General features: G+C 61.1%; 20 protein-coding genes and 2 pseudogenes. 2 read left to right on the top strand and 20 right to left on the bottom strand.

What is annotated here, in order from left to right; genetic code table 11:
- From D588_RS24015 to D588_RS28385, 7 genes and pseudogenes are all read right to left on the bottom strand, one after another.
- Positions 1-211 (bottom strand): annotated as a pseudogene (locus D588_RS24015) (acid phosphatase); the annotation flags it as partial.
- 159 nt (positions 212-370) lie between these two features.
- Positions 371-661, bottom strand: a complete 291-nt coding sequence (locus D588_RS0104700) for a hypothetical protein (protein ID WP_017915157.1) — start codon at positions 659-661, stop codon at positions 371-373.
- A gap of 38 nt (positions 662-699) precedes the next feature.
- Positions 700-1,698: an AI-2E family transporter gene (locus D588_RS0104695; protein WP_017907681.1), complete on the bottom strand. Its 999-nt coding sequence runs from the start codon at positions 1,696-1,698 to the stop codon at positions 700-702.
- 268 nt (positions 1,699-1,966) lie between these two features.
- On the bottom strand, positions 1,967-2,356 hold the full coding sequence (locus tag D588_RS0104690) for a VOC family protein (RefSeq protein ID WP_017915156.1): 390 nt from the start codon (positions 2,354-2,356) through the stop codon (positions 1,967-1,969).
- On the bottom strand, positions 2,353-2,691 hold the full coding sequence (locus tag D588_RS0104685; protein WP_017915155.1) for a hypothetical protein: 339 nt from the start codon (positions 2,689-2,691) through the stop codon (positions 2,353-2,355). The genes D588_RS0104690 and D588_RS0104685 overlap by 4 nt, the downstream gene beginning before the upstream one ends.
- Positions 2,692-2,709: 18 nt before the next feature.
- On the bottom strand, positions 2,710-3,003 hold the full coding sequence (locus tag D588_RS0104680; protein ID WP_017915154.1) for a hypothetical protein: 294 nt from the start codon (positions 3,001-3,003) through the stop codon (positions 2,710-2,712).
- A 15-nt stretch (positions 3,004-3,018) separates the two neighbouring features.
- Positions 3,019-3,315, bottom strand: a complete 297-nt coding sequence (locus D588_RS28385; RefSeq protein WP_226978688.1) for a DUF2695 domain-containing protein — start codon at positions 3,313-3,315, stop codon at positions 3,019-3,021.
- Positions 3,316-3,374: 59 nt separating this feature from the next.
- Between D588_RS28385 and D588_RS0104670 the strand changes: the two genes are divergently transcribed.
- Positions 3,375-3,656, top strand: a complete 282-nt coding sequence (locus D588_RS0104670; RefSeq protein WP_173003396.1) for a hypothetical protein — start codon at positions 3,375-3,377, stop codon at positions 3,654-3,656.
- A 48-nt stretch (positions 3,657-3,704) separates the two neighbouring features.
- Here D588_RS0104670 and D588_RS0104665 read toward each other — a convergent pair whose 3' ends face one another.
- The 7 genes from D588_RS0104665 to D588_RS0104645 form a co-directional block, all read right to left on the bottom strand.
- On the bottom strand, positions 3,705-4,013 hold the full coding sequence (locus tag D588_RS0104665) for a cyclic-phosphate processing receiver domain-containing protein (RefSeq protein ID WP_017915152.1): 309 nt from the start codon (positions 4,011-4,013) through the stop codon (positions 3,705-3,707).
- Positions 4,014-4,322: 309 nt separating this feature from the next.
- On the bottom strand, positions 4,323-4,574 hold the full coding sequence (locus D588_RS27630) for a hypothetical protein (RefSeq protein WP_157836421.1): 252 nt from the start codon (positions 4,572-4,574) through the stop codon (positions 4,323-4,325).
- 190 nt (positions 4,575-4,764) lie between these two features.
- Positions 4,765-5,067, bottom strand: a complete 303-nt coding sequence (locus D588_RS0104660) for a hypothetical protein (RefSeq protein ID WP_017915151.1) — start codon at positions 5,065-5,067, stop codon at positions 4,765-4,767.
- An 82-nt stretch (positions 5,068-5,149) separates the two neighbouring features.
- Entirely contained in the window at positions 5,150-5,386 is a 237-nt protein-coding gene (locus tag D588_RS0104655) for a DUF1161 domain-containing protein (RefSeq protein ID WP_017915150.1), read from the bottom strand.
- Between the two features lie 216 nt (positions 5,387-5,602).
- A complete protein-coding gene (locus tag D588_RS0104650; RefSeq protein WP_226978687.1) occupies positions 5,603-6,139 on the bottom strand; it encodes a hypothetical protein in 537 nt (178 codons plus the stop codon).
- Positions 6,140-6,584: 445 nt separating this feature from the next.
- Positions 6,585-6,992, bottom strand: coding sequence for a hypothetical protein (locus tag D588_RS27625; protein ID WP_157836420.1), 408 nt, complete (start codon positions 6,990-6,992; stop codon positions 6,585-6,587).
- A 353-nt stretch (positions 6,993-7,345) separates the two neighbouring features.
- On the bottom strand, positions 7,346-7,765 hold the full coding sequence (locus D588_RS0104645; protein WP_152237922.1) for a hypothetical protein: 420 nt from the start codon (positions 7,763-7,765) through the stop codon (positions 7,346-7,348).
- A 545-nt stretch (positions 7,766-8,310) separates the two neighbouring features.
- Between D588_RS0104645 and D588_RS26080 the strand changes: the two are divergent.
- A pseudogene (locus D588_RS26080) lies at positions 8,311-8,718 on the top strand (IS5 family transposase); the annotation flags it as partial.
- A 130-nt stretch (positions 8,719-8,848) separates the two neighbouring features.
- Here the strand turns inward: D588_RS26080 and D588_RS28380 are convergent.
- The 6 genes from D588_RS28380 to ilvD form a co-directional block, all read right to left on the bottom strand.
- Entirely contained in the window at positions 8,849-9,250 is a 402-nt protein-coding gene (locus D588_RS28380) for a hypothetical protein (protein WP_232764223.1), read from the bottom strand.
- 1,382 nt (positions 9,251-10,632) lie between these two features.
- Positions 10,633-11,166, bottom strand: a complete 534-nt coding sequence (locus tag D588_RS27620) for a hypothetical protein (RefSeq protein WP_157836419.1) — start codon at positions 11,164-11,166, stop codon at positions 10,633-10,635.
- 62 nt (positions 11,167-11,228) lie between these two features.
- On the bottom strand, positions 11,229-11,870 hold the full coding sequence (locus D588_RS27615) for a hypothetical protein (protein WP_157836418.1): 642 nt from the start codon (positions 11,868-11,870) through the stop codon (positions 11,229-11,231).
- A 68-nt stretch (positions 11,871-11,938) separates the two neighbouring features.
- Complete coding sequence (locus D588_RS27610; RefSeq protein ID WP_157836417.1) at positions 11,939-12,673, bottom strand: SLATT domain-containing protein; 735 nt, start codon at positions 12,671-12,673, stop codon at positions 11,939-11,941.
- 441 nt (positions 12,674-13,114) lie between these two features.
- The gene (locus tag D588_RS27605) at positions 13,115-13,393 is read right to left on the bottom strand and encodes a hypothetical protein (protein ID WP_157836416.1); all 279 of its coding nucleotides are present in this window, start codon (positions 13,391-13,393) and stop codon (positions 13,115-13,117) included.
- A 923-nt stretch (positions 13,394-14,316) separates the two neighbouring features.
- Complete coding sequence (gene ilvD, locus D588_RS0104640) at positions 14,317-16,155, bottom strand: dihydroxy-acid dehydratase (protein ID WP_017915147.1); 1,839 nt, start codon at positions 16,153-16,155, stop codon at positions 14,317-14,319.
- Positions 16,156-16,472: the final 317 nt, after the last annotated feature.

The following is a 16,472-nucleotide window of genomic DNA, read 5'->3' as shown; positions in this document are numbered from 1 at the left end:
GCCGCACCTGCCGATCCAGTTCCGTCGGCGACAGCGCACGCGCTGGCGCGCGCTTGGCGGTCTCGGCGTGGGCCTCGGCGGGGCCGCCGAGCGCCAGGGCGCTGCCGGCCAGCGCCAGGCCGCCGAGCAGGCGCCGGCGTTGCGGGTTTTCGGGGGTGGTGTCGGTGTCGGCGGGCGGGGTGGACGCGGGATCCTGGGGCGGCTTCTTCACGGGGTCATCGGGCGAGGGGAAGGCACCCGCCAGTGTGGGCCGCGTGAATGACAAGTCAAAGCCAGCCGGTCCCAGCGCGGGACCGGCGTTCAGCGGCCGTATCGCAGGCCGCGCTCCCGTGACGCTGGATGACGCTGCGCCGGGCGGTGCCCGAGGCCGTCAGCGGCGCACCCGCGCGCGGCCGAATACCTGCTCGCACAGCACCACATAGTCGCCCGAGCCGTCGCGCGCGGCCGCGCCGCTGGCGATGGCCGCGCTCAGCGCCGGGCCGAGTCGCGCCGCGCCAAGGCGCGCGGCCAGTTCCGTCAGCTGGGCCTGGAACCGGTGCTGCATGTCGGCGATCTGCTGGGCATCGTGTCCGAGCCAGGCATAGCCCTTGTCGTTGTACGCGGCGGCACTATGCAAGGTCTCGGCCAGATCGCGTTGCAGGTCCTGCGGATCGGTGGGCATCGTCGCGTGCGGGGCGGGGTGGGAGCACGCACCGCAGATCAGGCGGCGGGCTTTCCGGCGCCATCCGCGCCCTCGGCATCGCCCAGTGCATGCTGCACGTACAGCCGCTTGACCAGCACGTAGAGCACCACGGTGAGCGGCGCCGCCAGCACCACGCCCATCGGTCCGAACAGCACGCCGATACCGAACAGCGAGAACAGCAGCAGCGCTGGCGGCAGGTCCACCGCGCGCGCCTGGATCAGCGGCTGCAGCACGTGGCCTTCGAGTTGCTGCAGCACCACGAACAGCAGCAGCGCGCCCAGCGCCACCTGCGGGCTGACGGTGAAGCCGAGCAGGATCGCCGGGACCGCGGCCACGATCGGGCCGACGATGGGGATGAAGTCCAGCAGCGCGGTCAACAGGCCGATGCCCAGCGCCACCGGCACACCCAGCAGCCACAGGCCGATGCCGGTCAGGGTGCCGATCACCGCCATCGCCAGCAACTGGCCGGTCAGCCACGCGCGCAGCGCCTGGCCGCTGGCGGTCAGCGCTTCGTCGGCGACGCCGCGGCGGTCGCGCGGCAGCAGGTGCAGCAGGCCCTGCCGATACAGCCGCGGCTGCGCGGCCAGGTACAGCCCGCCGACCATCATCAGCACCGCGTCGGTGACGCCGCCGCCGGCCGACAGCACGATGGCGCCGGCATGCGTGGCCAGGGTCGAGGCGCCGTCGCGCAACTGGTCGGGGATGCGCTCGATCTGCGGCCCCAGCGGGCCGGACTGCAGCCAGGCATGGAACTTGTTCCAGGCCGCCGGCAGGGTGGCGCGGAAGGTGTCGATCTGCGCGGCGACCTCGGCGCCGAACAGCAGCACGATCGCCGACAGCGCCAGGACCAGCACCAGGATCACCAGCGCCAGCGCCGCCCACTCCGGCAGCGGCAACCACTTGCGCAACAGCGTGGCCAGCCCGTGCAGCAGCACGCCCACCACCACCGCGCCGAACACGATCAGCAGCAGCTCCGACAACTGCCAGGCCAGCAGCGCCAGCGCGCCCAGCGCCATGACGACCAGGACCCGCGCCGCGAAGGGACGCAGGGGCGAGGGGGAACTCGGGAGGGAGGCATTCATCGGTGGCGCGGATCCCGATCAGGACAATGAGCGCGGACAGTAGTGATAGCGCAGTGCAGGGCGAGCGAAGATCGTGTGCCGCCGGTCGGCGGTGCCAATCCACCGGTCGGCGTGCACGGGCGATGTCGGCGGGGCTGGTTCGACGCTGACCGGTCGGGCGTCCCGAGCTACCGGCCGGCCAGTCGACCGGCCGGAGCGGGCACTACTGCCCGGCTGGCGGCTGCCAGAGCTCCACCTTGTTGCCTTCCGGGTCGATGACCCAGGCGAAGGCGCCGTATTCGGACTCGTCGATGCGGTCCAGCACGTGGCAGCCTTCCTCGCGCAGCGCCGCGACCAGCGCGTGCAGATCGTGCACCCGGTAATTGATCATGAAGGGTGCCGTGCCGGGCGAGAAGTGCGGCTCCTGCGCCGCCGCGCCGATCGACCAGACGGTGGAGCCGGTGACCGGCGCGCCGCTGGCGTCGTTCCAGGCGAAGGCGGTGCCGCCCCAAGCCTGCACGTCGATGCCGAGATGCCGCTGGTACCAGGCCTGCAGCGCGGCCGGGTCCTGTGCCTTGAAGAAGATGCCGCCAATCCCGGTGACGCGCTTCATGGAGCCTCCGCTGGTCCGATGGTGGGCTGGGCGGGCAGGGGCTCGTAACCGTCGCCGCGGCCGCTCAGCCAGCGCAGTCTACGCTTGCCGGTCTCGCCCAGGTACGCCGCGGCGGCCAGCAGCAGCGGATGCCGCAGGTCCGCGTCGATCATCAAGCGCACGTGCCCGTCCACTTCGATGTTCAGGAAATGCGCCTGATCCGCATCGTCGTCGTAGCTGCGCGCCAGCAACCGATCGCGGCCGTCGCTGAAGCGATAGAGGGTGTAGGCGTAGTAGTAGCCGTACCCGTCGTCGGGCTCGCTGGCGTCCACGTGCTGGGTGATGTCGACGTGCATGTGGGTTCCATGTGCCTGTCAGGCCGCCCTCGAGACCACGTGGCCTGTCCCTTCGCTGCCGTTCGCCCAGAGCGTGAAATCGGCGCCCGCCGGGAAGTGGGCAAGTGCGTCAGGCATCAGCAACTGTACCCCTGCGCGGAACGTGACCCCGGGCGCCGGGTTGCCGGTGAAGGTGAGGCGGGCCGACCACTGCTGCTGGTCGATGCAGAGAATGGCGCACCACTGGCCGGAGACGAGCGCAGTCGCCTTGCTTCCTGGTTGCGCAGGATGCAGCAGCAGATCGGCCAGGAGGTGATACGGAAGGCCATGCATCAGGTCGATGTCCGGTCACGGCTTGCCCCAGCGCTCCTCGACATTGAACAGCACCTCGCAATCGCAGAAGCCTCCGTGCGCACCGAGCCAGGGGATGACCGACTCCGGAGCGACATCCTGGGACGCGAGGAACTGTGTGGTGAGTCGCAAGGAGTGATCGCAGCCATCGGCGAGCGCGTCGTTCAAGTAATCGAACAAGGCCCAGAGCGTTTCCTTCGGAAGGGGAAGCGCGGCCTCTTCAGATGCGCGCGGCTCGGACTGCACCGTTGTGCGGGGCGCGTTGCGACGTTGGGCTTCCGGATTCTCTGTCATTGTCGACTGTCACAGGGAGGACGCTGCGGCGAGGCCTGCCATCAGTGTGAAAGCTGAGATTGAAATACCGCGCCAATGAACCGCTAACCATCCTCAGACATGTGATGAGCGATGGAAGGATTGTCTTCGCAATTCCTCAAGACGACATACTTGCCATCCGTCTTGCCAATCAGCGAAATCGGGAAGGACGTGTTGCCGCCATCGACGGAGATTCTGACCTCCATGTTCTGGTTCTCGAATGTCTTGAGCTCTACGATCAACTGCGCGACCGATTTGCCTCTGGTTGTCCAATCTGGATTGATCATCTGCGAGTTTCAGGTATTGGAGCAGTAAGCACGTGACTGACAAGTAGTCGGCTTCTCCATCATCTCAGCCGCATCGCAATGGGATCATGCAACGGGTCTGTTCTTTGCCGCTAGCCGCTCGATCGCCTCGATGCCAAGACGCATCTTATCTCTCGCCGAGGTGTTTGCAGAATGGACGTGCATCCTCGGCGGAACGAAGGACCGAAGTGCCACTGCTTCCTCGATCCAGAGCACCACGTCGTAACCGGTTCCGCGTGCATCGTCGCCGAGATCATGGTCCAGGCTGAGTTCCTCCACCTTCCCGGTTTGGAGCAGCGCGATGACGTCATCCGGCCAATAGGCCCTTGTCCATCCTGCGGGTGTCTCGCGCTCATCGTCCAGAAATACACGCATGGCAATCGGCACCTGTCTTCGGGTCGGCGGGTCTGACCATCGACCCGTACGCGCTGAACCTACTACAGTCCGAGCGTCGGCGCGATCTCGCAATGCCGCGAGAAAAGGGCGACGCGGCGCGCTGCATCAGCCGGCGAATCGCCGTAAACTCAGCACATCCGTAGCAGCGTATGTCGGAACGTGAGGCCTTCCGGCGGGGATTGGTGCCGGCGTACTGCATCGTGTTCCGTAGACGGCGGCAGTTCGATACGCGATCGGATACATCACACCTTCAGGCTTGCAAGGGCGATGATGTGTCTGGCCTTCTCGTCACCAAGCGCGCCTACTTCCGCTTCCTGAATGATGCCGCGACGCAAAAGGGCGGTAGTCGTATGTCTGAGCGATTTCGCGCTGCTTTTTGACGGTTTGGTTGACCAGGGGCCATAGAGCGTCCGGCGTGTCGATGCTTGCGGCACTGCGTTTGAACTCTTGGAGATAGGCTTGGAGTTCGCGTTGAAGCGCGGTGTCGAACAGTGCCCTGGCTGCCTTTTTCTCGGAAGCGCTCCAGGTCATGTCATGCATGGCGGCTTTCTCTTTCCGGGTACCCAGCTTGTCATGGATCCTGCCAGAGCGGGGCTGGATGTGATAAGGGGTGGCTTGCGCTGGCGATGCCGGTCGGGGTGCATCCGCCGATTGCCGGATGTGGCTTGCGCAATGCAGTTGGCACGATCAGAAGAGTTGCGTTGATTTCCAGGTAGAACACCCAGGACCGTCAGTCGCTCTGATTCCAGGCCTTGATGGCCAGGGTGACGCGCTGGCGAGTCTCGGCATCCACTTTGCGGGCGAGATACGGCGACCGGCTGCCCAGTACCCCTGGCGCGGTCCATTGCACCTGTTCGGCGAGCTGCACGATGACATCGCGCCCGAGCGCGTGGTACTGCGCCGCTTCTTCCTCGTTCAACGCCATGGTCCATGCGTAGCCGACCGGCCCATGGCTGCAGTTGACGTCGAGCAGGAGCGTGTCGTCGTCGCGCAGTAGAAACCAGGCCTGCGGCGAATGATCCACTACCTGCATGACGTGCCCATCCGTTGCGCAAGGACGATACGCCGCGTCCCGTCGCTCCAAGCTACTCGCATGAGGTGACCGCTCCTGTCGATCAGGTCGACGGCTTGTTCTTGCTGTACACGATCTTCTTGCTTCCCGCCGCACAACTGCCGATGACCTTCCGATCCTTGACGTCGGCGTTGTCGACGATGTTCAGCGTGTAGTCCTTGACGCCGTGGGCATCGAGTTTCGCGGTGAGCTCGGCCTTCAACTCCTCGCAGGATCTGCCCGCCGCGAAAGCGGACGAGGAGGCGAAGGCAAGCAGCAGAAGCGCGATGGCTTGTTTCATGATGGCACCGATAGTCGATGAGGGAGAAAGAGGTTGCGGAAAAAAACGTAAGGTGTGGCGGCTTTGGCATGGCGGTCGACCTGGTCGCTCGCGGGAGCCGGGCCGTCGCGCCGAGTGTAGCAAGCGCAGATTGCGTCGACCGCTACCGCCACCGCAGTCGGCGGGCGGCCGGTCCGGACGAGCGGGACACCGACACTGCGACATGGATCATCGCATTCAGGGATCGACCCAGACGCCTGCGTCGTACATCAGCCGCATCGTGTAGTTGAGCTGCAGCGTCTGGTTCGGGCCGCAGGCGATCTGCGTGGTCTTGTCCGCCGCTCCAGGTCCGGAGACGGAGATGGACGAAGCGGATCTGAGCGGGTCGAACAGGCTGTACCGGTAGCCGCTGTTGCTGAACTCGATCGATGCGTTTCCGTTGGGAAACGTGTTGTAAGTGAAAAGCCCCGTCGGCGGCTTTTTCTCCGCAGGGTACTGCAGCACCAGCTTGCCGCCATCCGACGCTCGGTACTGCAGGTAGCCCGAGGTCCGGTTGAGCGCCTTCGACGAGCATAGTGAAAACTCTCGCTTGCGTGTCTGGCACGTCCACAGGGTGAGTTCGTCCTTGCCGCACAGCGGGCTGTGCTGGTATTCGCTCTCGGACTCCTGCAGTGTCGCTTGGCTGATGGATGGCATTGGCTCAGACGCTGGTGCTGCGAGCGGCAGGCTCGTCAAGGTCGCTGTCATTGCGATGCTTGCCATTGCCTTCTTCATTTTTTTCCTCCTGCGGCAGACCATGTCAAGGGAGGGTGGGTGTGTGAACGACGGCGTTGTCCTACTGTGGTGCGCAGGAGGGTTAGCGTGGATGCGGGGTCCTCGCGAGTAGGATCAGAGCCCGATCAGCCAGCCTGCCGGGATCTCTCAAGTAAATCGTAGGGGCATGGGTGATCGCAATGGTAGTCGCCGCCTGCATTGGTGAGAGCTGGCTAAGCGGCTTGCCGAATTAGCGGTATGCAAAGCTGCGCAGCCCATTGTCGATGCCGTTGTGGGAAAGGATGCAGTAAAGCCCGTACATTGCGAACTGTCGAAGTGCATCGGTAGGAGGATGCTCCAAAGTGCGTTGCGCACCTGCCCCTTACCTTGTGTCAGGTCCGGGTGGACACGTGAAACGACCGCGCGCGCTGCATGCGAGAAGGGGGGGCGTATTGGCGTCGATTAGTTAACGGATCGTCTGGGGAGAAGAGGAATCCTCGGGGGTGGCGTGGGCGAGTGCATCGCGGATCAGAGCCAAATGCGGTCGGATCGCTAGCGCATCGTAGGCAGCGAATACCATACGCGTTGCCAGAATGAGTAGCGCCGTTCCTGTTCCTAGGTAATTGATGACTTCAGCATGGGCGTCAATCAGGTATCGGTGGGCATAGGCGGATGGATGCTTGGTGGGCGCGCAGATATTGCATTCGGCGTTGATCGGCGACGGGCTGGAACAACCGGCCAACGAGCAAGCCGAAACCTGTGGAGGTGAGCAGTTGTAGTCATTCCAGTCTGAAAAGTACGGTCGGTTCGGGTGGCGAAAGCGCCGCGACCACAGCTGCTTGGGCGGCGCAAGCGACACGGTAGAGGTGGGCATGCGCGAGGCGGTGCTGTGCCGCGCGCCGCGCCAGGTGCCCGAACAGCGCGGCGCATAGCAGGAGGGAGAGGATGGTTCCGGCATTGACCAATCCTCCGAGGTCGAAGATGCCGCTAAAAAACCAACGTCGCAAGCAACGACAACCGCGCGAATTGCCGCATCGAGGCGACCTCATGCAGCGCATCCTCCGTCGATGTGGGGAGAATTGTTCAGAGCTTCACTAGCTGATGAGATGCTGCTTCAACTTTGCCGACGGTACGTGGTATGGGCGCTAACGTGGAAGTAAAGCGCAGCCGGAGCAATGCGGAGAGAACCACAAGCGCAGCTTGTGGCCGTCCGGCCCGACTGTAGGTTTAGGCTTCAACAGGGAACCCACAGTTTGGTGGCTCGTCAACCATGAGGTAAGGCCAGTCCGATCGTTTTGGCAATGCGGCCCGCGCCTTTGCGACCTGATCCTCAGTGAGAAACATTCCGCTCAGATCGTTGCCACCATAGAAGGCATAGAAACGGACGTTCGAATTTTCGAGGCTTCGATTGACAACGTCGAACAGCGCAATCGATGCCCTCGTCCAGCCCTCGCCTCTCTCGCCGTTTTCGGACCAAATTGTGTAGACCTGTTCCCCGGCTCTTGCCCTGAAGCTTCCATCTGATTCCTCAAACTCCTCTATCGCGGCAATAGGATCTGCGGCGAACTGAAGAATCTCTGGCAACAGCTTCTCGTAGGCGGCAGCGAGACCACCCTCTGCAAGCTCCTCGGCGTCGAGGTGAACCATTTTGTCGTAGTCCAATGGATCCACAAGCTGCACGGCTTGGTGAGGCCGAACCCAAAGGTGCAAGATACTTCTGAGTAAACGTGAAAGGAACGTCTTCATGTTGGCCTTACGCCTGAACTAAGCCGGGATCGCGAGGCGGCGTCGGCTTGAATGAATTGTTAGGCATCATACCCTGGAACCCAAGGATGCGACTGGATAGCCGCGATTTGCCCGTCTGACAGAAGCAGCCAAAGATCGAGTGCATGTTGCGGCGAGGGAAGCTGCATGTGCCAAGGCCCTTCACCGGTCTCAACGTTCTCAAGAACCACGAGGCCGCTACTGAATACGCTCGCGCACCATCCCGACTCGTGACTAAGCGAAACGTCCGGGTGTTCGGGATCCGGCATGACCAAGGAGCTTAGAAGCAATGACATTGCCGCCGCATTTGGCGAGGCGAATGTCCTTCCCATTCTGTCGTAAGCGAAGTAGCTCATATTGGTCCTAACGACTGAAGTCACTAACAGAGCCTAGTTGAGCACAGATTCGCATGTGGCAACATTGGCCGCATGGCCCGCCGCAAAGAGACCCGCCGCGCTGTGGAAGCGCATCGAACCGCTGATCCCATCAGTAACGCCTTCGCCCAAAGGAAGGCGGCCTCGCGTCAGCGATCAGCAGGCCCTCAACGGCATCGTCTATGTCCTGCGTACCGGCATCCCATGGGAAGAACTTCCCCTGGATTTGGGCTACGGCAGCGGCATGGCCTGTTGGCGCCGGTTGCGCGACTGGCAGGCCGCCGGCGTCTGGCATCGCCTGCATCAGGTCCTGCTGTCCGAATTGCGGCGAGCCGACAAGCTGGACCTGAGCCGAGCCAGCCTGGACGCGGCCAGTGTGGCCTCCCCCCCCCGCCCCGGGGGGGGGCGAACACCGGGCCGAACCCGACCGATCGCGGCAAACTCGGCACCAAGCGGCATCTTCAGTGAGCGAGATGGAAATTGAAAGAATAGCGTTTAGGTCGGGCATTGATCATCACATTTTCAAAGAAACGCTGTTTGGGCCTTGGCGCCTGAGTTAATTCGCGCCGAAGGCGTCGGCTTGAATGATTGGTTAGGTTGCGCCCGCGGCAAGATCGTACGGAAATGTCTTTCTGGTGACCGCTTTCATGCCGCTGATACTCTCAATCTGCCGGCTGCCCTGGGATCGCCACACAGTGCGCGCGCCAGTCCATTGATGCATTACTTCCGATGAATCCCATACTAGTGACTCCAAAAGGCTCTCGTAGGCCACTATCCATTCCTCCTCTAGATCCCAAAATTCTTTGTAGTAGGCGGCGAAGTGGATGAGATGGCCGTAGTAACTATGTCCGCGATGGTTTGGTAACAACGAGAACATGGGCCTGACTAGCAAAGATCCTGTATCGCCAAGACCTTCAAGCACCCTTCTGTTATGGGCCTCGACGTCAGTCTCCGAGCGGAAGCAGTGGATGTAGCCGTTCACAATGCTGGACATTGGGGGTGCAACCTTACGCCTAAGTTAAGAAGCACCGCGGAGCGGGGTCGGCTTGAATGAATAGTTAGACGGTCGTGCCAGGAGGTGGTGAGCAAGAAGCGTGCTCCCCAGCACTTGCGCCAATAGCCGAGCATGCCACAAATAGCGGTATTGGGGCTCGCCCGAGATGCTGGCCGCTGGATGTGACCGAAACCATAGGCAATGAGCGCAGCAGAGCAACGAAGCTGGATGACCAAGTAGCGGGCGATCCGATGGCGGTAGACGTGAGGATTGCGAACCGAGGCCGACCGCTGAAGCGCTATCGCTGTCACCGATGGCGTAAGTCGCGCCGCACGCACAACACTACCGCCTAACACCTGAGTTGGCGGCTTCGCGAAGCGGTGCCGGCTTGAATAAATTTTTAGGCCCCGTAACAACGCAAAACAATACGCCACAAACGAGACCGATAAAGCCGCCAGCTGCGAAATTGGCAAGATAGGGCTGTGAGCCAACGCCTAGAAGCATGAGACTGCCCGGCAGCGAAAATGTTCCGGCTATGACAGCACCAGCGCATACACTGAGCCAGCTCAAATAGCCAGCGCACCGAAGCCACGTGACGTAGGGTAAGCCGATAGCGACCATCGTTCCATATGCGATGGGTAGACCGAAAGAAAAATAGATTACAACGGCAATGGGCCAATCGTTGAGCCCTGGCAGCCCCTCCCGCACTAGAGCGGACGCCAGCGAGTACAGCAAGAATGCCACTCGCGCCCCGAGAGGAGCGATAAGTGCGCCTAGCAGGATCGATCTTTTGGTCTGCACTGAGTTCATGCCAACGGCCTAACACTGGAAATAAGCCGCGTGCCGTAGGTACGTCGGCTTAATTGACTGGTTAGGCCGGGATGGCCCAACGAAGATGGCGCGCCGAACTAATACGCCGACGACCGTGTTGTCTGGTGCTGCGTCCGATACAGGGCCTGCCACGTTGACCATTCGATGAGGTGACACAGCCAAGTGTCAGCCGGCGATGTGGCGGATGCAAGCGCGGCACCAACACCAAGCCAATGCCAGCCGCCTAACGCTTGAATTAAGCCGCCCGCCGCTGGCGTAGCCAGTGGACGGTCGGCTTGGATGAATTGTTAGGGCGCGGCCACGCCACCACCTATCTGAGTTGAACTGTTCGGGAATGAGGTCATCGCCTCCTGGGTCTGAGTAGCCACGCTCAGCGAGTTCTTTGTACCACTCGGACTGTAGCGAAGACGGAGGGTCCTTGCCGCACCAAGTGCAAAACCGCAGGACGGTCGACGTGTAGCCATCGTATGAAACCGGGGGGACGTCGGAACCTAGATCCATTGCTCTTCATCCATTGCCCTTCGGATCAGACTATCCCTAGGGACATAGGATCAGAAGCCGGGATTGGGGCCGAATTTGACGTTCTGGCACGCGAGCGATGGGAGGCCGATATAGAATTCTTCGCTGGTTTCACCTAACGACTTGCACATCGGCATGGATGAATCGGTCTTCTTGCTTGTGATCGTTAGTTTCAATGCTGCGTGGGCACCAGCACTTGCCAGCGTGTAGCTGCTGACGATCCCGCATAGCACGGACGGGGGCGATACTGCAATCCAAGTGTTGTCAGCGGTCTTACGAAACTTGACCTCCTGGCCGTCTGATGAGACGCCAAGTACACATTGCTCTGGGCCGCCACCAAGCACCTTGCGCTGGAGCTCGTCTCCCTTGACCAAATTGATCCTCGCGAGCCGGCAACCGAACTCGTCGTCCTCGCGTGTGCCATCGCAGAGCCCGATGATCTGCGACACCGAATTGGTGTCTTCCTTTAGCACTGAAAAGCGTATTGGCGTTGCGGCGGGCGGCCCTGCATATGCCATTCCCACAGTGAGGAACGCCGTCAACAGCATAATCGCGGTGAGCTTCATCGTGGTCTGTCTTCCCTGGAGCTTAAGCCGAGTTGCGAAGAAACTTCGGCTTGAATGAGTTGTTAGGCCGCCGCGCGGAGTGCATGGATTTGATCCACTATGACCTTTGCCCGCTGAGCATACTCGCTGTATGTATGCCTTAAATTGGCTCGAATGATGTCATGGTTCCCGTCTGGGAGCTGCACAAAGGTCATGCGGTAAAACTCTCGTGATTGATCCACGATTGAGTCAAGTAGCGATATGTTGCGCCGAATCTCAAGAAGGCGTGTTTGAAAGCGCGTATCAAATGTCTGAAGTGCGGAGACTCGATAGTCCAGCAGCGGGACCGCGTACTTTTGCAAGAGGGTTGCTTTTGATTCGGTAGTCACTAGTGCTTGCGATGCGCCTGCAATCTGATCGTCAGGAAATTCCAGAAGCTGATTTGTCATGGCGAGAAGCTTTGCGGATCTCTCGTTTTCAGGGTCCGCCTCTAGCTTGCTCTTCTGCCAGTTGAGAAACGCCCTGTCGATTTGACCAGCCGAGCTACTTGTGCGAAAGCAAGCGGCAAGAACTATGGATGAGAACTCCCTCAGCTCGTTTTCTATAGCCTCGCGACCCAGTGCAGCTTCTCGCTTGGACTTTATGGCGTCCACAATCGCTGGGCTGAGGGTGCCGAGCAACCAGCCTAGAAGCAGCATGAATACGGAATTTAGTGGGTCTTCCATGATGTCTCCTGGCGGCCTAACGCTTGATCTAAGCCGCGCCGCGAAGCGGCATCGGCTTGAATGAATTGTTAGCCGACACCTGATGATGCCCCATGCTTGAAGGCGCTTGTAAAGATATCCGTAACTCCGACAATTTCGGTGATAAACAAGAGCTCTGCCCCAAGCAGTGCAAGAGGGAAGACATAAGGAACAGTTTGCTCACCACGAGCTTTTAGCCATTCGAGAAGGCGTACAATGCCGCTAATACGGTAGTACCTCTTCATGTCCAGAGTAACTAAGCGATAGTCGCCTCTGGTGTGATTCTCTACATCAGTAGTGATATCAGAGTAACGCTGCTGGAAGTAGGTGAGGCGATCGTCATTAAGCTTGCCTCCATTCTGTTCTCGCTCCCTTCCAAATTCCCGAATGAGTTCCTTTAGCTTGTCTCCACACTCATTGAATTGTTCCGAGCGAAGGTCGTGGCGCGCCGTTCCATGGATAACGGAATAGACAAGGACCGCGACAGCCAGAAATAGCTGCATTGAGTTTATGACACCAGAACTCAAAGCGAGGCTCACGCCGGAATTTTGAAGTAGCGGGATAAAAATAAGACCCAGCGAGAGTAGGGTCGTTGTGAGAAATGTGAATTTCCCGAGGTACTTCAAGCGGATTGAGGCGTTGTAGCGAGTCTTGCAAGTTGCCTTCATACTCAGAAGGAACTTTTCCCCTTCAGACGTCAAGATATGGTCTCGTGGATAAAGGGAAAAGAACCACTTCCACGCCGAAGTAAAGGTCAGCTTCTCCGCATCGAGTTGTGAACCCATTCGATCCCCCTTGAAATTGTGGTACCGGCTAACACCTTGAATTAAGCCGCGCCGCGAAGCGGCGTCGGCTTGGATGAAGAGTTAGACGGTGGTGCCAGGAGATGGTGAAGCATGGACCGTGCTCCCCAGCAATGCCGCCGAGCGCCGAGCATGCCACAGATTGCGGGCTTGGGGCTTGCCTGAGGCGATGACCGCTGGATGTGACCGAGCCCGAAGGCAGTGAGCGCAGCGGAGCAATGAAGACGGACGACGAAGCGGCGAGCCATCCGATGGCGGGAAACGTAAGGACTGCGTGCCGGAGCCGACCTCTGAAGCGCCAGCGCTGTTGCCGAAGACGGAATCCGCGCCGCACTTGCAGCACTACCGCCTAACACCTGAGCTAAGCCGACCCGCGAAGCGGGTTCGGCTTGAATGAATTGTTAGGCTGCGTGCCCGGACAGCTCACTTGCCACTCCTGACCTGCTGCAGCCGTTTCTGTGCAGCCTTGTAGCAAAGCAAGCAAATAAGTAGCGCAAATGCTGACATGACCAGCGACAAGACGAAATAATTGGCATGGCCAATGACATTGCCGCCGCGATCATAGACTGGGAGCACGCTAAGGCCATGGCGATAGAAAATATAGCCAGGAAATACGATTGTTCCAATCATAAACACGAGCGAGAAAAAACGTTGGAGCAGTAGCAGAACGACCCAAGTGTCGCGCGAAGTTCTTTCTGTCATTGAGTAGCCTTGGTGGCTATTAAGAAGTCTAACGCCTGAATTAAGTCGAGCCGCAAAGCGCCATCGATTTGCAAGAGTTGTTAGGTTTCGCCCGCGAACGTGAACGGTCGTTTGATATTAGTATGAAACGTTGTCTTTGGGTCTACGACCGGCTCCTCCGGCGATGTGAAGCCCATCTACTGGTGATGGAGCTGCTATCAATTTCACGGCCATCCTCCCCAAGCGCTAGGCACCAGCCCCTATCGTAAGATTGACGGAATCGCCATGGTACGTCCGCTTCGACGAAATTTTAGCCTTCGATTAGTTGCTGATTATAACCGGAATCATTTATTATTCGAGGATACACATCGTGATTTATCATTTCTCTGAATCTGCGATTGATGATCGCCTCCTCGAATAGAATCTGACACTCGGCGCTGTCGAAAAATCTCCTTAGGTGCATCTTGAGTGCATTTGCATTCTGTTCGCTGCATCGCATTCCGAACGCCAGTAAGTCGAGCTGATCAGTAACTTCACGATAAAGATCTATAACAAAAACTCCGTTCGAATCAGTGTTTGATTTGAACAGTAGGACATCGCCGGATCCAACCTGAGTTTCTTCGAAAAAGCGGTTATAAAGCCGATATGGTTCACAGGTCACGCCGATTGCATCTAATGCAAGACGTAAGGCGGTATTTGAGATGCAGATATCCGACTCATCCCATGAAACAAGATCAGAAGCCGACACGCATCCATAAAATTCACATGCAATGAGAGGCATATAGACTGAATCTGAGTGAGACCTTGCCGCGAAGACTACACGTATGGTGCTGGGCGCGGGGCGTCTGCGGTGCGCAACACGCGTCGGGACTGAAGTCCCTCCCACAGTGCAGCGCCAGGAAGCAATGAAGACCGTGGAACTCCACGGCCTCCATGACAACACCTCACCCTTCCAGCAGCGCCTTGTTCCGCACCGCCCCCTTGTCCGCACTGGTCGCCAGCAGCGCGTACGCCTTCAGCGCCGTACTGACCTTGCGCGGGCGCGACTCAGCCGGCTTCCAGCCACGGGCGTCCTGGTCGGCGCGGCGCGTGGCCAGTTCCGCGTCGGAGACCAGCAGGTCGATGCGGCGCTGGGGGATGTCGATGCGGATGCGGTCGCCGTCGCGGACCAGGCCGATGGCGCCGCCCGCCGCCGCTTCCGGCGAGGCGTGGCCGATCGACAGGCCGGAGGTGCCGCCGGAGAAGCGGCCGTCGGTGAGCAGGGCGCATTGCTTGCCCAGGCCCTTGGACTTCAGATACGAGGTCGGGTACAGCATTTCCTGCATGCCGGGGCCGCCCTTGGGGCCTTCGTAGCGGATCACCACCACGTCGCCGGCCTTCACGTCGTCGGCGAGGATGCCCTTGACTGCGGCGTCCTGGCTTTCGAACACCTTGGCGTTGCCCTCGAACACGTGGATGGATTCGTCCACGCCGGCGGTCTTCACCACGCAGCCGTCCTCGGCGATGTTGCCGTACAGCACTGCCAGGCCGCCTTCATGCGAGTAGGCGTGGGCGACGTCGCGGATACAGCCGCTGGCGCGGTCGGCGTCCAGGCTCGGCCAGCGCGTGGCCTGGCTGAAGGCGACCTGGGTGGGGATGCCGGCCGGCCCGGCCTGGTAGAAGGTCTGCACCGCGGGGTCGTCGCTCTGGGTGATGTCCCACTGCGCGATGGCGTCGGCCAGGGTGCGGCTGTGCACGGTGGCCTGGTCGGTGTGCAGCAGGCCGCCACGCGCCAGTTCGCCGAGGATCGCGACGATGCCGCCGGCGCGGTGCACGTCCTCGATGTGGTACTTCTGCGTGTTCGGCGCCACCTTGCACAGCTGCGGCACGCGCTTGGACAGGCGGTCGATGTCGCGCAGGGTGAACGGCACCTCGGCCTCCTGCGCGGCGGCGAGCAGGTGCAGGATGGTGTTGGTGGAGCCGCCCATCGCGATGTCCAGGGTCATCGCGTTCTCGAACGCTTCGAAGGTGGCGATGCCGCGCGGCAGCGCGCGCGGGTCTTCGGCGCCGTACCAGCGGTGGCACAGTTCCACCGCGGTGCGGCCGGCCTTGAGGAACAGTTGCTCGCGGTCGGCGTGGGTGGCGACCACGGTGCCGTTGCCGGGCAGGGCCAGGCCCAGCGCTTCGGTCAGGCAGTTCATCGAGTTGGCGGTGAACATGCCCGAGCAGGAGCCACAGGTGGGGCAGGCGCTGCGCTCGAACGCGGCGACCTTCTCGTCGGAGGCGGTGGGATCGGCGGCGATCACCATCGCGTCGATCAGGTCCAGATTGTGGTCGGCGAGCTTGGTCTTGCCGGCTTCCATCGGCCCGCCGGAGACGAACACGGTGGGGATGTTGAGGCGCAGCGCGGCCATCAGCATGCCGGGGGTGATCTTGTCGCAGTTGGAGATGCACACCAGCGCGTCGGCGCAGTGCGCGTTGACCATGTACTCGACCGAGTCGGCGATGATCTCGCGGCTGGGCAGCGAGTACAGCATGCCGTCGTGGCCCATGGCGATGCCGTCGTCCACGGCGATGGTGTCGAACTCCTTGGCCACGCCGCCGACGCGCTCGATCTCGCGCGCGACCAGTTGCCCGAGATCCTTCAGGTGCACGTGGCCGGGCACGAACTGGGTGAAGGAATTGGCGATGGCGATGATCGGCTTGTGGAAGTCGGCGTCCTGCATGCCGGTGGCGCGCCACAGCGCGCGGGCACCGGCCATGTTGCGGCCGTGGGTCGAGGTCTTGGAGCGATAGTCGGGCATGGGAGCAGCGAACGAGCGGGCGGGGAGGCTGGCGATGGTGGCGCGATCGGATCGTTGCTGCTGCAACCGTCCTGGACGCCCACCGGTGGGTCGACCACGTTAGCACGCAGGCTGGCGCCGCCGCGCGCCGCCCGGGAGTGCGGAGCGGGTCGCAGACCTGCCTGCCTGCGCTTGGCAGACTGCGGTGGCCGGTGCGTCAGGGGGCGTAGGCCCGGCTCGCCCATCATGACCACAGGAGGTGTCCATGCTCCGGCATGTGCGTTCGTCGTCTTCCGCTGTTTCCTCCCCCGCCCCGTCCCTTGTTTCCACCCCCGCCG

The organism is Xanthomonas sp. SHU 308 (genome assembly GCF_000364645.1).
GTDB classification, from domain to species: Bacteria; Pseudomonadota; Gammaproteobacteria; order Xanthomonadales; family Xanthomonadaceae; genus Xanthomonas_A; species Xanthomonas_A sontii.
Note: the sequence above shows the minus strand (reverse complement) of the source record. Positions and strands in the feature narration are given on the sequence as shown.